Source organism: Agreia sp. PsM10 (assembly GCF_030433855.1).
Lineage (GTDB): Bacteria > Actinomycetota > Actinomycetes > Actinomycetales > Microbacteriaceae > Agreia.
Genome location: NZ_JARUXC010000007.1, coordinates 107,708 through 122,821, shown reverse-complemented (window position 1 = coordinate 122,821; position 15,114 = coordinate 107,708). Strand labels below are relative to the sequence as shown.

The following is a 15,114-nucleotide window of genomic DNA, read 5'->3' as shown; positions in this document are numbered from 1 at the left end:
GGTCGGCTCGATCGAGCGCCGTCTACTTCGAACGAAGTACACGGCAGGTCGTCAGAGGGCCAGACTCGACTCATGAGCACAGCAGAGAACGTCGTCGACGCCGCCCGGGCGCCCCTCTGGATTCGCCGCCCCGGCACGCTGCACCTCGTCGCGTACGTCGTGGCCGGGCTCGTCTTCGTGGGCCAGCTCATCGTGATGGCCGTTCAGGGCGCGGATGCCGTGACGCTCGCGGGCGTGCTGGTCGCGGGCGCCGGGGTCGCGATCTCGTGGCGGATGCCGTGGGTCGGCCTCATCGTGACGAGCGCCGCGTCGTTCGCGGTCGCGGCCGTCGGCGAGAACCGCATCTCGGTCTGGATGATGGCCGTGCTCGTGCTGTTCTCGTTCACCCTGCGCGGCAAGCGCCCCGTGGTCGGAACAGTCATCGTCGCCCTCGTGTTCTTGGCCGCGCTGTTCACCGTCGGAGACATGCGCGGCGGTGCGGTCGTTGCGACCGCGGCTCTCTTCTCTGCCATCGGCGGCGGCGCGACGGGCGCTGCCCTCCGTCTTGCGCGAGAGCACTGGTTGGCAGTGGAGGAGCGGGCCCGCCAGGCATCCGCGACCCGCGAGATCGAGGCCGAGCGCCGCGTCACCGAGGAGCGCCTGCGCATCGCCCGCGACCTGCACGACGTGGTCGGACACCAGGTGGCGATGCTCAGCGTCAACCTCGGAGTCGCCGAGATCGGCCTGCCTGGCGAGGCGGTGTCGTCGCGGCAGGCCCTGGACTCGGCCCGCTCGAACGCGCGCAACGTCGTGAGCGAAACCCAACGCATCCTGAACCTGCTTCGTCGGGGAGACGCCGCGGCCGACGACGACGCCCTGCGGCCGACCCCGTCGTTCGGCGCCCTCGAGGGTCTGGTCGAGTCGTTCGAGAGCATCGGTCTCGAGGTGACGGCGTCGATCTCGGTTCCGGATGCCGTGGCCGGCCCGGTCGTGGGAGTGACGGTCTATCGCGTCGTGCAGGAGGCGCTGACGAACGCGTACCGGCACGGTGAGGGAGCGGCGGTCGTTGATGTTCGCTCGGACGGGGGCAGGATTCACGTGAGTGTGGAGAACCGGATCAGTCACACGCTGCGCGGTTCGGTCGCCGGCAGTGGCCTCGGGCTGGTGGGCATGCGGGAGCGCGTGGAGTCGTGCGGCGGGACGCTTCTGTTGTCGTCTGCTGACGATATTTTTCGCGTGAGCGCCGTGCTCGACCCGGTGGGAGCGCAGCTCGCATGACGAACATTCTGATCGTCGACGACCAGGACGACATGCGGGCGGGCATTCGGTCGATGCTGCTGCTCGACCCCACGTTCGTCGTTGTGGGGGACCTGTCTGATGGACTGCAGGTGCCCGCATTTCTACGGGACAACGCTGTGGATCTGGTGCTGATGGACATTCGGATGCCCGGGATCGACGGTGTTGAGGCCACTCGGCGGATCCGGGCAGAGTATCCGGCTTCTCGGCTGCGGGTGATCGTGCTGACGACGTTCGACCAGGACGAGATCGTGCTCGCGGCGCTGCGTGCGGGGGCGAACGGATTTTTGAGTAAGACGGTCAGCCCCGCCGAGCTCGTGGCCGGAATCGCCGAGGTGGTTGCCGGTGGGGGAGCGCTGTCGGCTGCGGCGACGGCGGCGCTGATCGGGCACATGACAGACAGCCCACCGCCTGCGATCGACAAGGAGCTGCTGCAGCGGTTCGAGGCGCTGACCCCACGGGAGCGCGACGTGGTCGTGGCTGTCGCGAGCGGACTCGACAACCACGAGATCGCGGCGCAGATGTCGGTGTCGCCGTTCACGGTGAAGACCCACGCGGTGCGCGCGATGACGAAGGTCGGAGCCAGGGACCGGGCGCAGCTGGTGACGTTCACGTTCCGGGCGGGGCTGTACCCGTGATTGGGCAGACGGTCATACCGCTGTGGTCGAGTCCTTCGCCCGGTCGAGACGTAGCCGTAGTTAATGGCCCTGATCAGAATAGTTATGCGGTAATTCTGTCTTCAGCAGCCCGCGGCATTTCGCTCCAAGTTCGCCCGTCCAGCTCGCGCCCATTGATTTTGGGTGTCCTTCCGCCCCATTGCTTGAAAAAGAAAGGAACGTCAGCGGTTACGCATTGATCTCGAATTTCTTCCACCCACCCGACCTCCATCTGCCGGTGTCTCGGACCTGACTCACCGCCAGCGATCACCCAATCAATTCCGGCCAGCGGTATCTCAGGTAATGCGGCAAGGAGTGGTTCACAGGACAGAAATCGAACTGCGGCTGGGACCCGAGACAGCTCATGAATTCGATCAAACGCGGTCGGATCTTCCACCGACACTCCAATCCAGACGTTGCTGGGCCACCGTAGATGTGGGGCTAGGCGTCGCAAGCGGCGCGCCCGCTTTGTCAGAATTTGATACGTGTGTTGAGGTGTCTTTTCCATTACCTCGAAGACCCTTTGAATGAAATCCAGCGATACTTTCGCGTGGAATAAATCACTCATTGAATTCACAAACACTATCGATGGCTTGGACCAGGTCAGTGGCTGCCCCAGCGAACCCTCGTGCATGGTGACCCCGAATCCAGGACCGGACGTGACAGGATCTCCATCGTTTTGGTACTTGGCCGCTCCCATCGCTTTCAGTCGCTTTGAGAGAGTCAGGGCGTAGCAGTTGTCGCATCCCGTCGACACCTGATCGCAGCCGGTCACCGGGTTCCAGGTGACCTCAGTCCACTCAATTGCAGTTCTTGCCATGCTCGTCTGACCTCACTATCCAAAACGCATCAACCTGTCTCGTCAGCGTGTTGTCGATCACCACCTTACGGACACCGCGCATGTCGTCCCCCGATTGAAGCCCGCGTTCGAAGTCTCTGCCACGAGGGACCAAATTCCTAGAGAAAATTGATCGTCGTTTGTCCATCGCGTTTATATCCCGATTTCGCCTTGCGGATGACGGTGATTTTGTGAGCTCTCTCTAGCTCGCGCAGTGCACTGGTCATGTGCGTTTCTCGAAAGGGAGTCTCAAGAATCACAAACTCCTCGATTATCTCGGCGAAGATTGGTCCCATATCTCGAAACCTCGTCGACAAAGCGTCTTTCAATGGCTCGATGTCCGGGTCTGGGGTAAACAAAATCGATTGTCCGGCGAGCCGATCTGCGAAGACCCGCCCGGAGCCCGGGTCGAGTTTCCACATTGCTTCCTTTATCGTTTTCACGCCCTCGTAGTGCCTGGTCCCGTGGATCAGGTAATAGGACACGTTGCCCGACGAATTGCGCATCTCAAAACTACTTACAAACGTGAACTTGGCCACGTTCTTCAGTTGCTTCGCGTAGACATCTCGTAGGTGCGCGATTCGAGCTGCGCCGGGCGTTCCGTCATAATCCGCCATCACTTCGTCTGGCGGAAGGCCGAATAGGGATTGAATTGCATTCTCTTGACCTGGACGCTCAACAAATCGTTGGACATGTCCAACCATGAAGTTGATAAGCACCTCCGATTTAGAGTCTCGCAGGAGGTCGGCGATCGTCGCCATGGACAAACCCGTGTACCCGAAAGGATCTATGAATGCGAAGGTGGGGGCCAGCCGCTTTCCTCGCGATGTGAGGTCATCTGTGATTTCGCGGGCTACATTTTCAAACGTGTCGTTGATGACGACCGTTTTCACATTTTCTGTGACGAGGCTGGCCTCATTTTTTCGGAATCTGTCGATCGTGTCCGCTAGCGACTCGGCGTTCTCTTTGTTCTTCTCTATGAAGTAGAACTGGAAATTACAACTCGACATCTTTGGCGCATGTCGATGATCGACTAACCGACGCAACGCAATCACGGGGGAGCCGTGCGTCCCGTCTTCGTAGACGCCGCGACCCGCGAAACCGTCCAAGAAGACTACTCGCCTGTTCCAGCTAGCCATTTTGGGAAACCATGCACCAAGATAACGTTCTAGCAGCTGGTGTTTGGCTCGGGTATGAGGGTCGAGCTCCCACTTCGACGGATCTGAATCCCTCATCGACGCCCCCTCGTTCGCTACGAAAACTCATGTTTGCATAAGGGATTGTAAACGCTCGGACTCCAGTCTTCGGGCGTGTCGTATCCTGCCGGCTGACTCGCAACATGCCCTTCTCCTGAAGCACACTTGATCAATAGTCAGATTTGAGCTCTTGTGCCGCCCAACGGGGGGCCCGAAGCATCCTCGCGTCCACTACGGGGCCGGTTATGCATTTGTGAGATTAGGAAATAGGGATTCCTCTTGGTCACTCGAGGTGCTCAAACTGACGCGTACATACCGTTCGTGGCCTGCGAGCTTCAGAGACGTGGCTGCCGGGGTTCAGGGAAAGTAGATCACCGCGAGGTGATCACGCCGCCCCGCTGCGACCCAACGGGATCGTACGATCTTCGCCGTTGCTTAAGAGGTCAACGTGCCTCAGCGCGAGTGTCCCAGTGTCCACGAGCACCTGAACCGTCAATACATGGGGGCGACTGCAGCAATTGCAATCCTCCGACAACACCAAGCGGGCGCTGATCAGAACAGGGGCTTGTTGAACCCGACGAGCTCTCACGTGAACCGTGTTCACATCCTGAGGTTCTGGGGGCAGTTCGAACGATTCCTCAGACTCGGTAACCTCGGTCACGGACGACGTCATGCTCTCTCGCAACTGAACTGAGACCTCGTTCTGGAGCTTGGCAGAGAGTTTCGAAACCTTGCCAACGCCGAGCGAAAATTCAGCCCCAATTTTTGTCGACACCTCATCCTCCAACTGAAGCGTCCAAGCGGCAGTACGGGATAAGGTCGCTCGTCGTTTCTGCCCGGCTTGTAACGTCAAGACCTCTCGCCAGTCTTCATCCCGTACGAGGGATTCATTGACAATTTCGAGCGCGATTAGACGGATAGTTGTGAGCGACCCAATTGGCCACCACTTCCGTCTGCGTGCAATCACCGGCTGCTCCGCCGAAACGCCAATTAGCGCATGATTCTGGTACTGGATGTACTCGCCCCGAATCACACCGGGTAACTGTGTAAGCGCTTGCGGCTTAGCAATGTAGCGAGAAAATCCGCGATTCAAGGCTTCGCCCACATCGCTACTACTTGCCTCGCCTGTCAACAAAACGCCACGGACTCGCGGATCAATCTCACGAAGTCGAATGAATAGATCAATCCCAAGAATCTGAGGCATCTGCTGGTCCAGGACGACAATCGCGACACCCCCGGATCTAACGGCTTCTTCAGCCTCCCCCGGATCGTCGTATGCGACGGCCGAAAGTCCCGTCGCTTGGGTGACGAGACGCGCGTAGTCCTCAGCAGCGTCGCGATCATCATCGACGACGACTACCGCACTCATGCTAGCCCCCGAGGGTTCAGGGGAAGGGATACAGCGAACATGGCTCGTCCGTCCTTGACCTCTTGGGTGAATACTGCCCCCGGAACTGATCGGACAAGCCGTTGCACCACGGCTAATCCGAGCCCTTCATGATCCGGCTTAGTAGAGAAACCTCGCGTAAGTATCTCTGGATCTAAGGATTTCTGCGCATTGTCTTCGTCCAAGAATTTGTTTTCGACCAATAACGAAATTTCGTTACGAGACTGGGTGCCTTTGACAAAAACGTCTATCGCCGGTGACGCTTCGACGGCGTTCTCGATCAACGGCACAAGGAGGGCCAGAATGAACGACGATCGATAATCAAGTTGAGTAGGAATATCCAGAATCACATGGTCTTTGCTGACGCCTAGTCCAGACGCCGCTCTCAGCACGAACTCCGCGAGCCCTTCATTGGACGCAACTTCAGAGGCCATGTCACCGCCAGAAACTATGCGGAACGCCTGGATGAACGACTTAGAGATAGCAACGCTTGTGGCTGCCCGGGCAAGCGCGCTCCGATCGTCAGAACTTAGTTCTTTGCTGCCCGCCACCAAAGAGAGGGCGACTTCTATTTGTGACAAAGGTGTATTTAGGCTGTGGCTTATTTCGCGCACAATGAGGGCCACAGATTCATTCAAAGCATCTGTGTCCAATTGACCAGCCTCTTTCTGGTCGGTCAGAGACGTTCCACTCCGAGTGCTGCGCCGCGTTTCCCTTATGAGCGATTCAATTGTATTTCGCTGCGTCAACAAAATTTCTTGCAGAAACTGATCCCGCTCTTTTGCATCCCGACTTCTTAATTCCGCCTCGATGCGCTTAGACCGGACGTTCTCTCGAGCTTCGTAGATGCGCGAGAAGACCAATAGAGTACTGACCGCTAGTACAGCTACCGCGGGAAGGAACCAGGTCAAGATATCCGTCATCATTCTCCGTTCGTACTGCTGCCGTCGGGCCAACGCTACCGCCCTGATGGACAGATCTAACGTCGTCGGAAGTCGCGGTGAAGTGGATCTGGTTTACGGGTGTTAGGGCCGGCCGCCTCGTTGCCACGGTTTCGTCCTGTGGGAAGCGTGAGTGCGACTACGTCAAGGCCCGCGCATTACTTGCAGCAGGTCGATTAGTCCGTCGACTTAGAACACGGGCGTAGCGCTCGGAGTTGACGTGGGCGATTACGAAAGTTGAAGCTAGGAACTGGCCACAGCCGGTGACGTTTACGATCCAGGTGCTGTGCTCATTTCGTGGCTATCTTGTGCGCGACACTTGCTTGGCAACACCGGTGGTGTTGTACCTGTATCGAGCCATCTCTGAGGTCACTAAATACTGGTCTGCGATTTGTTCGATTGTCGCGTTGCGGCGGGCCGCCGACATCAATAGATCGCGCGGTAACAGAAGAGCGCCCCCAAGCGCAGTGGCTTCCTCCTCCTCCTCGGGCTTACAGGTCCGGAAGGGCATGCCAGCGAGTTCTCGAACTTCTGAAAGGTCGTGGTCAAGGATGACGTGCGAAAGTTCGTGCGCGATATCGCTGTTTTGGCGACCGCGGCTGCGAAGAGGGCTGACCACAATGATCTTTCTCGCGCTTATATCGAAGGTCGCTGCAGAAAAAGAATAGGCCTGGATGCGCTCGAGCTCTTCCAACTCTTCGACAGCGATGAGCGAGCCCGCATCGACGACAGCGACCCCTAGGTGCTCAGCCAGAACGCGTGGATCTAGCGCGTCGCTGGCAGCCAGGCCGAGTTCGCCCCTGAACTTCGAAGCCGTCCGCTCGGACTGAGCCTTGAAGCCGTGCTTGAGAGTCAAATTTCCCCCGCAGCGATTTTGCGTTCGAGGGACTCATGCATAGTTCCGAGGATTTGATTAAGACGTTGGGGCACTCCGGGGCGAAGGACGCTCGCTGCTCTCAAGTGACACGCAATTACCGGCGGACCCGCGATGTTAACGGCGAGGGCGTCATACATAGTTCGCAGCATCTCGGATATCTTGGTCGCCGCAGCGGGCTCAAGGCGGGGGTCTGAGGTTAGGTGCGAGATCGCCTCATCGATCGGATTGACCTCGCGAGGGACGATGGGTGCGAAGAATCTACTCGGCGGAACTCCGAGCCAAGCGCAAAGCAACATGAATGATGTCAGATCCGGCTGAGACCCGGCTTCGACGCGGGAGAACGTGCTGAAGCTGACATTCGCCTCAGCTGCGGCCTTGCGAAGCGACAGCGACCCTCGATGTTCCTTAAGCATGGAGCCCAGTTGAACCACGTCCAGGCGTTCAATGGGGCCGGAGTCCGTTTCCGGCGAGATGTCTGCGGTCATCGTCCGCAGCGTAAATGGCTCATCGACATGCTCCCAGCATAAGGCACCTTGTTTCTTGACTGATTCAGACACGCGACGCTCTATGTGGGCAATGACTCTTTACTGATACAGTTAGCGGACCACCTACGCCGACCAGGCAGAAATGAGGCGCCCGATGGGTACCAGTGAGTCCAGAGCGAAAATCCGATTCACGATTGATGGAATCGAGTACAGTACTCGCGACGATGACCAAGAAGCGGCCAACCTTCTGCGTCTGGCCGGTCGCGACCCCGATGTATTCGACCTTGCTCGGATCGTCCCTGGCGATGACCCGGACGTGCTTAAAGACGGCAAGGTCCTGGACCTGAAGGAGGGCGACGCTTTTCTCGCCCTGAAGCAACGGGTGCTGCTGACTTTCACAATCGACGGCAACTCGTACTCGACACGCGACGACGACCAGGAAGCAGCATCCTTGCTCCGCCTCGCCGGTCTCGACCCAGCGCACTTCGATCTCGCCAAGATCAAGGCGAACGGTGAAATAACCGTCCTTCGGGACGTGAAGGTAATCGACCTCCGCGAAGGAGATGCGTTCGTCTCCGTCGCCCAGGTCGCGAGCTGGACCATCGTCGTGAATACCGTCCCCGCGGCTGTCGACGACGAGGAGGTCGACTACGACAAAGTGGTCCAGCTCGCATTCCCAGTCCCACCTAGTCCCGACACGCGCTTCACTGTTACTTTCCGCAAGGCGAAGGAGCCGAAAGAGGGCACCTTAAAGGCAGGTAAAACCGTCATCGTCAAGAAGGAAGGGACGATCTTCAATGTCAAAGCCACTGGTAAGTCGTAGCCCCGACCTCAACCGCCTTCAGGTCGAGGGATACGACATTGCGGTGGAGGCGAACAACCTCATCGTTCGCGTACCTTACGTCGATGCAAACCGGAAAGTTCAGTGGGGGTTCCTGGTGTCCGAGTTGACTGTCGTCATGGACGTCGCGGCGGGTGGTGAACGCACAGGCCCGATGAGCAGCCACGTGGTGAACTTCGTCGGTGTGACTGCCGAAGACCTGCCGTGTGACTCAAACGGGCAAGTGCTTCACGCGTTGATCTACCAGATCGGCACGACGCACCTCGGTGGCGGACTGATCGCAAGCTGTGGCTTCTCCCACAAGCCCGAGCCCATCTATCAGGACTACTACGAGAAGATGACGACATACGCGGACATGTTGCTGTCCGAGGTCCACGAGATAGACCCGGCGGTCAAAGTTCAGACTTTCCCGCCGATCAAGGCAGGCGAAGACGAGACGCCACTGCGGTACTTCGATTCCGCGAGCAGTCGCGCTGGAATTGGGGCCGTAATCGATCGGCTTCGCGGTCAGAAAGTGATTATTGTCGGGCTGGGCGGCACGGGCTCGTACATCCTCGACGCGGTTGCCAAAACGCCAGTCGCCGAAGTGCATCTATACGATGGCGACACGTATCTGACCCATAATGCGTTCCGTTCGCCCGGTGCCGCGACGTTCGACCAGCTCACGGCTCAGCCGCTGAAGGTTCACCATCACCAGGTCACCTATGACGCCATGCACCGCGGTGTCATTGCTCACGCAGAACGTGTGACCAACGCCAATATCGACGAACTGCGAGACGCATCCTTCGTGTTCCTCGCGATGGACACCAGTCCGCAGAAGCTCTACATCATCGAGAAGCTACAAGAGTTCGCCATCCCGATGGTGGACTGCGGGATGGGTATATACCAGGCCGGTACCTCGATAGCTGGAATCGTGAGAACGACTATGAGCTCGGCAAGGCAGGACAATCAAACCTGGATTAACGACAACATTTCGTTTGCCGATGAGGATGACGACGAATACTCGCAGAACATCCAGATCGCCGAACTGAACATGCTGAACGCCGCGTTTGCGGTCATTGCGTGGAAAAAATACTTCGGTTACTACGCAGACTTCGAGTCAGAAACGTCGAGCGTGTACACGATCGACGGAAACCACCTACTCAATGAGGTGGTGACCGTTGAAGACTGAGTACCTCGATCCAGAGTTCATCGATACCTTTCCGAACACACTCGAGCCGGGTGTGTTGTACATCTCGATGAAGTACGCGACTACGGCACATCTCTGCGCCAGCGGCTGCGGAAATAGCGTTGTATTGCCGCTCAGTCCAGCCGAGTGGAAAATGTACTTCGATGGCGAGGCCGTCAGTATTACGCCCTCGGTCGGTAACTGGGAATACCCCTGCCAGGCCCACTACTGGATTCGTGGGAACAAAGTTCATTGGGCAGCCCTCTGGACAAAGAAGGAGATCGAGAACGGCCGGGCGAACGATCAACGCGATCTCGACATTCATTTCTCGACTGCGGAAGACCAAGCTCTAGTGTCGGAACCTGTTGCACGTAAACCGTCATTCTTGATGAGACTTCTCAAGACTTTCTTCGGCCGCTAAAGCGCGCCAACAAGGATCGAGTGATGACGCTAAATCTCACGCCGGGGGACTCAGGCGACGTAGTAGGACGCCACCCCCGGTCTCTGGTGCAATGCGGGGCTGGGGCTGATGCTCTAACGTCGTGATCCGCGGAAAGGACAGCCAACATAGACTGACCCAGTGAGTGACTCCTCCATTCCCCCCGTCAAGCTGCGCCCCGAGATCCTCGCTTTGCCGCCGTATAAGCAGGGCACCTCTATAGAGGGAGGGTTCAAGCTCTCCAGCAACGAGAACCCCTTTCCGCCGCTGCCCGGGGTGCTCGAGGCCGTCGAGAAGGCCAGCGCCTCGCTCAATCGCTATCCGAATGCCGCCGCGCCCGACCTCACCGCCAAGCTGGCCGAGCGGTTCGGCGTGAGCGCCGACGAGGTCATCATCGGGGCGGGGTCGGTCTCCCTCCTTGTTCAGCTCGTGCAGGCCGCGGCCGGCGCGGGTGACGAGGTCGTCTACTCGTGGCGGTCGTTCGAGGCCTACCCCTGGATGCCCACCCTCACCGGGGCGGTCAGCGTGAAGGTTCCGAACAGCGACGATCACCGGCACGATCTAGATGCCATGAGAGACGCGATCACCGAGCGCACGCGCCTGATCATCGTGTGCAGCCCCAACAACCCGACCGGCACGATCGTCACCAAAGACGAGTTCGCCGAGTTCATGGACGCCGTTCCGAGCGACCTGCTCGTGATCCTCGACGAGGCCTACCGCGAGTTCGTCACCGACGACGACGCGGTGGACGGCAAGGAGCTCCTGGGCAAGTACCCGAACCTCGTTGTGCTGCGCACATTCTCCAAGGCCTACGGGCTCGCCGGGCTGCGCGTCGGCTACGGCATCGGCCCCGCCGCCATTCTGCAGGCCGCTCGCACGACTGCCATCCCGCTCGGAATCACCGACCAGGCGCAGCACGCCGCCGTCGTGAGCCTGGGCGACGACGTGCAGCTCAACGAGCGAGTCGCAGACATCGCCCAGCGCCGCGACGACCTCTGGGTCGCCCTCATCGACCAGGGCTGGGACGCTCCGAAGCCCCAGGGAAACTTCATCTGGCTGCCCACCGGAGAGCACACCGCGCACGCTGCACAGGTATATGCCGAAAATGGAATAGTCGTGCGCGCATTCCACCCCGAAGGAGTGCGCATTTCGATCGGCGAGCACGAATCTGTAGAGAAACTCATCGCTATCTCGTCAAAGCTTGTCGCAACCCTCTCAGATGGCCCGTCGACGCACCCGATAGCGTAGCCATACAAGCGAAAGACAAGAGGGTTCATCCATGACCACTCCTCCGCCCGCGGTTCAATTTCTGGCCACAGACGGTTCCTTCGCTCCCAGCGCCGGGAGCGACGAGTACCTGCCTTACATAGAGGCGCTCACCGACGAACAGCACGAGCAGTTCTATCGCGATATGGCCGTCATCCGGCGCTTCGACACCGAATGCACCAACCTGCAGCGTCAGGGGCAGATGGCCCTGTGGCCGCCGAGCCACGGACAAGAGGCCGCTCAGGTCGGATCGGCCCGGGCAACGAAGCGCCAGGACCACATCTTCCCCAGCTACCGCGAGCACGTCGTCGGCAAGATCCGCGGCATCGACCTGATGGGCATTGTCGAGCTGATGCGCGGCACCACCCTCGGCGGGTGGGACGTGAACGACCCGAAGAACGGCAACTTCCACGGCTACACCCTGGTTCTCGGCACGCAGACGCTGCACGCCACCGGTTACGGCATGGGCATCAACTTCGACGGCGCCGTCGGAACAGGCAACCCCGACACCGACACCGCCGTGATCGTCTACTTTGGCGACGGCTCCACCAGCGAGGGCGACGTCAACGAGGCCATGGTCTTCGCGGCCAGCTACCAGACGCCCACCGTCTTCTTTTTGCAGAACAACCAGTGGGCCATCTCGGTTCCGGTCGCCACGCAGTCACGCGTCCCTCTCTACCTGCGCCCGCGCGGCTTCGGCATTCCGAGCGTGCAGGTCGACGGCAACGACGTGCTCGCCAGTTACGCGGTGAGCGCCAAGCACCTCGACGATGCCCGCAACGGCCTTGGACCCAGCTATATCGAGGCCCAAACGTACCGCATCGGCGCCCACACGACATCCGATGACCCCACCCGCTACCAGAATGACGAGCAGCTGGCCTACTGGGTCGCCCGCGACCCGATTCTGCGCTTCGAGGCCTTCTTGAAGAACAAGGGCGCGAGCGAGGCCTTCTTCGCCGACGTCGAGCAGGAGGCGGCCGACTTCGCGGCGGACATCCGGAAGCGCACGCTCGAGCTGCCCAACCCCACGATCGACAACCTGTTCGACCACGTCTACAGCGAGCCGCACCCGCTCATCACCGAGCAGAAGGCCTGGCTGGCGAACTACGAGGCGTCGTTCGGAGGAGACAAGTAATGGCCGTCGAAGAACTTCCGCTGGCGAAGGCCATCAATGCGGGCCTGCGCAAGGCCATGACCGACAACGACAAAGTCCTGCTCATGGGTGAGGACATCGGCACGCTCGGCGGCGTCTTCCGCGTGACCGAGGGCATCAAGGCCGAGTTCGGCGACAAGCGCGTGCTCGACACGCCCCTCGCCGAGTCGGGAATCGTCGGCACCGCCATCGGCCTCGCCCTGCGCGGCTACCGCCCGGTCTGCGAGATCCAGTTCGATGGCTTCGTCTACCCGGCCTTCAACCAGATCACCACGCAGCTGGCCAAACTCACCAACCGCGGTCGCGGAACGCTCACCATGCCCGTGGTCATCCGCATCCCCTACGGCGCCCACATCGGCGCGATCGAGCACCACATGGAGAGCCCCGAGGCGTACTTCGCGCACACGGCCGGCCTGCGCGTGGTCAGCCCGTCGACCCCCAACGACGCCTACTGGATGATCCAGGAGTCGATCGAGTCGAACGACCCCGTGATCTTCTTCGAGCCCAAGAGCCGCTACTGGCCCAAGGGCCCCGTCGATCTGGATGCCTCGGCCTCGCCGCTGCACGCCAGTCGCGTCGCGCGCACGGGCACGGATGCGACGCTCGTCGGCCACGGCGCCATGGTCACCATGATGCTGCAGGCCGCAGAGCTCGCCGCGTCGGAAGGCGTCAGCCTCGAGGTGATCGACCTGCGCTCGATCAGCCCCATCGACTACGCGCCCATTCTCGAGTCGGTCACCAAGACCGGCCGCCTGGTCGTATGCCAGGAGGCCGCCGGCTTCGTCAGCGTCGGATCCGAGATCGCCGCCACCGTCGCCGAGAAGGCGTTCTACTCGCTGCAGGCTCCCGTCATCCGGGTGTCGAGCTTCGACGTTCCCGTTCCCGCGCCTCGCATCGAGCAGCTGTTCCTGCCCGACGTCGACCGCATCCTCGAGGCCGTCGACCGGTCGCTGGCTTACTAGACCCATGATTTCCCTTCGACAGGCTCAGGGAACGGTCCGTTCCCTGAGCCCGTCGAAGGGCCCGCTTCAATCGCAAAGGATGGCATCGTGACCACCTCGCACTTCAACCTCCCCGACGTCGGCGAAGGCCTCACCGAGGCCGAGATCGTCTCGTGGCGCGTCGCCCCCGGTGACACCGTCGCCATCAACGACGTGCTCGTCGAGATCGAGACCGCCAAGTCGCTCGTCGAGCTGCCCTCTCCGTTCGAGGGCGTCGTCGAAGGACTGCTCGTCGCCGAGGGCGACACCGTCGACGTGGGAACGCCGATCATCACCGTCACCTCCTCCGGCGGCACGTCCGCGTCCGCTCCCGTTCCCGGGTTCGAGACGCCCATCACCGCGGCTGCCGCGGCTCCCGTGCGCGAGCCCGCCCCGGCCCCCACGGCCGCACACCACGTCGCCCCCGCGGTCGCGTCGTCGCCCGCGGTCGTCGAGGCCGAGCAGGTGCGAGCGGATGCCGCCGCCTCGGTCTCGCAGGAATCCGACAGCTCGTCGGGCGCGGTTCTGGTCGGGTACGGCATCAAGGGTCACGTCGCCAGCCGCCGGCCCGCTCGCTCCGGCGCGGGCGCCGCGGCACCCAAGCCAAACGCAGCGTCGACCGGGCCCGCATCGAGCGGCCAGCCGCAGGCATCCGGTGCCCGCGCGGCACGCGTGCCCGTTCTCACGGGCCTGCCGATCATCGCCAAGCCGCCCATTCGCAAGCTCGCCAAAGACCTGGGCGTGAACCTCGCCGAGGTGCAGCCCACCGGGCCCATCGGCGACATCACCCGCGACGACGTCGTGCGCCACGCGGAGCAGGCGAAGGTGTTCCACAACATCGAGACGCCGCAGTGGGCCGACACGCGTGAAGAGATCATTCCCGTGAAGGGCGTGCGCAAGCAGATCGCGAAGGCCATGACGCACTCCGCGTTCTCGGCGCCGCACGTGAGCCTGTTCGTCGACGTCGACGCGACTCGCACCATGGAGTTCGTGAAGCGACTGAAGACGTCGACCGACTTCACCGGCGTGAAGGTATCGCCGCTGCTGATCATGGCGCGGGCCATGATCTGGGCCGTGCGCCGCAACCCGATGGTGAACTCGGCGTGGACCGACAAGGAGATCATCGTTCGCAACTACGTGAACCTCGGCATCGCGGCGGCGACCCCGCGCGGGCTGATCGTTCCGAACGTGAAGGATGCGCAGGACATGTCGCTGCTCGAGCTCGCCACGGCGCTGGAGCAGCTCACGCTGACCGCGCGCGAGGGGCGCACCTCGCCGGCGGACCAAGCCAACGGGACGATCACGATCACGAACATCGGGGTGTTCGGCATGGACACGGGCACGCCGATTCTGAACCCGGGCGAGGTCGCGATCGTCGCCCTGGGAACGATCAAGCAGAAGCCGTGGGTCGTGGATGGGGAAGTACGTCCGCGGTTTGTGACGACCGTCGGGGCGAGCTTCGATCACCGTGTTGTCGACGGCGATGTGGCGAGCCGGTTCCTGGCCGACGTCGCGAGCATCATGGAAGAGCCGGCGCTGCTGCTCGACTAGCTTCCTTGCGCCGGTCGAGTAGCCAGAGGCCGCCTGCGGCCGAAGCGTATCGAGACCACCG

General features: G+C 61.0%; 15 protein-coding genes. 9 read left to right on the top strand and 6 right to left on the bottom strand.

All coding sequences use genetic code 11. The features are described from left to right. Window positions 1-72 precede the first annotated feature (72 nt). Window positions 73-1,257, top strand: coding sequence for a sensor histidine kinase (locus QCD70_RS11000; protein ID WP_301216113.1), 1,185 nt, complete (start codon window positions 73-75; stop codon window positions 1,255-1,257). After that, window positions 1,254-1,913 carry a response regulator transcription factor gene (locus QCD70_RS10995; protein WP_301216111.1) on the top strand — a complete coding sequence of 220 codons (660 nt, stop codon included), beginning with the start codon at window positions 1,254-1,256 and terminating at the stop codon, window positions 1,911-1,913. Before QCD70_RS11000 ends, QCD70_RS10995 begins: the two co-directional genes overlap by 4 nt. An 82-nt stretch (window positions 1,914-1,995) precedes the next feature. Here the strand turns inward: QCD70_RS10995 and QCD70_RS10990 are convergent, their stop codons facing one another. From QCD70_RS10990 to QCD70_RS10965, 6 genes are all read right to left on the bottom strand, one after another. Next, window positions 1,996-2,751 (bottom strand): DUF5131 family protein, encoded by a 756-nt coding sequence (locus tag QCD70_RS10990; RefSeq protein ID WP_301216109.1) that lies wholly within the window; start codon window positions 2,749-2,751, stop codon window positions 1,996-1,998. 137 nt (window positions 2,752-2,888) lie between these two features. Further along, on the bottom strand, window positions 2,889-4,004 hold the full coding sequence (locus QCD70_RS10985) for a three-Cys-motif partner protein TcmP (RefSeq protein ID WP_301216108.1): 1,116 nt from the start codon (window positions 4,002-4,004) through the stop codon (window positions 2,889-2,891). 346 nt (window positions 4,005-4,350) lie between these two features. Next, the gene (locus tag QCD70_RS10980; protein WP_301216106.1) at window positions 4,351-5,334 is read right to left on the bottom strand and encodes a response regulator; all 984 of its coding nucleotides are present in this window, start codon (window positions 5,332-5,334) and stop codon (window positions 4,351-4,353) included. Continuing rightward, window positions 5,331-6,278, bottom strand: a complete 948-nt coding sequence (locus QCD70_RS10975) for a GHKL domain-containing protein (RefSeq protein ID WP_301216104.1) — start codon at window positions 6,276-6,278, stop codon at window positions 5,331-5,333. Before QCD70_RS10975 ends, QCD70_RS10980 begins: the two co-directional genes overlap by 4 nt. A gap of 316 nt (window positions 6,279-6,594) precedes the next feature. Further along, the gene (locus tag QCD70_RS10970; RefSeq protein WP_301216102.1) at window positions 6,595-7,149 is read right to left on the bottom strand and encodes an ImmA/IrrE family metallo-endopeptidase; all 555 of its coding nucleotides are present in this window, start codon (window positions 7,147-7,149) and stop codon (window positions 6,595-6,597) included. Then, the gene (locus QCD70_RS10965; RefSeq protein ID WP_301216100.1) at window positions 7,146-7,655 is read right to left on the bottom strand and encodes a helix-turn-helix domain-containing protein; all 510 of its coding nucleotides are present in this window, start codon (window positions 7,653-7,655) and stop codon (window positions 7,146-7,148) included. The genes QCD70_RS10970 and QCD70_RS10965 overlap by 4 nt, the downstream gene beginning before the upstream one ends. 154 nt (window positions 7,656-7,809) lie before the next feature. Here QCD70_RS10965 and QCD70_RS10960 point away from each other — a divergent pair, with 154 nt between their 5' ends. From QCD70_RS10960 to QCD70_RS10930, 7 genes are all read left to right on the top strand, one after another. Then, the gene (locus tag QCD70_RS10960; protein WP_301216098.1) at window positions 7,810-8,478 is read left to right on the top strand and encodes a multiubiquitin domain-containing protein; all 669 of its coding nucleotides are present in this window, start codon (window positions 7,810-7,812) and stop codon (window positions 8,476-8,478) included. Then, window positions 8,453-9,667 carry a ThiF family adenylyltransferase gene (locus QCD70_RS10955; protein WP_301216096.1) on the top strand — a complete coding sequence of 405 codons (1,215 nt, stop codon included), beginning with the start codon at window positions 8,453-8,455 and terminating at the stop codon, window positions 9,665-9,667. Before QCD70_RS10960 ends, QCD70_RS10955 begins: the two co-directional genes overlap by 26 nt. Then, window positions 9,657-10,085 (top strand): DUF6527 family protein, encoded by a 429-nt coding sequence (locus QCD70_RS10950; protein ID WP_301216094.1) that lies wholly within the window; start codon window positions 9,657-9,659, stop codon window positions 10,083-10,085. Before QCD70_RS10955 ends, QCD70_RS10950 begins: the two co-directional genes overlap by 11 nt. Window positions 10,086-10,244: 159 nt before the next feature. Further along, window positions 10,245-11,351 carry a histidinol-phosphate transaminase gene (locus QCD70_RS10945; protein ID WP_301216092.1) on the top strand — a complete coding sequence of 369 codons (1,107 nt, stop codon included), beginning with the start codon at window positions 10,245-10,247 and terminating at the stop codon, window positions 11,349-11,351. A gap of 31 nt (window positions 11,352-11,382) precedes the next feature. Further along, a complete protein-coding gene (locus tag QCD70_RS10940; RefSeq protein WP_301216090.1) occupies window positions 11,383-12,504 on the top strand; it encodes a thiamine pyrophosphate-dependent dehydrogenase E1 component subunit alpha in 1,122 nt (373 codons plus the stop codon). Next, window positions 12,504-13,484 carry an alpha-ketoacid dehydrogenase subunit beta gene (locus QCD70_RS10935; RefSeq protein WP_301216088.1) on the top strand — a complete coding sequence of 327 codons (981 nt, stop codon included), beginning with the start codon at window positions 12,504-12,506 and terminating at the stop codon, window positions 13,482-13,484. Before QCD70_RS10940 ends, QCD70_RS10935 begins: the two co-directional genes overlap by 1 nt. An 87-nt stretch (window positions 13,485-13,571) precedes the next feature. Further along, on the top strand, window positions 13,572-15,053 hold the full coding sequence (locus QCD70_RS10930; protein WP_301216086.1) for a dihydrolipoamide acetyltransferase family protein: 1,482 nt from the start codon (window positions 13,572-13,574) through the stop codon (window positions 15,051-15,053). The last annotated feature ends 61 nt before the right edge of the window (window positions 15,054-15,114 follow it).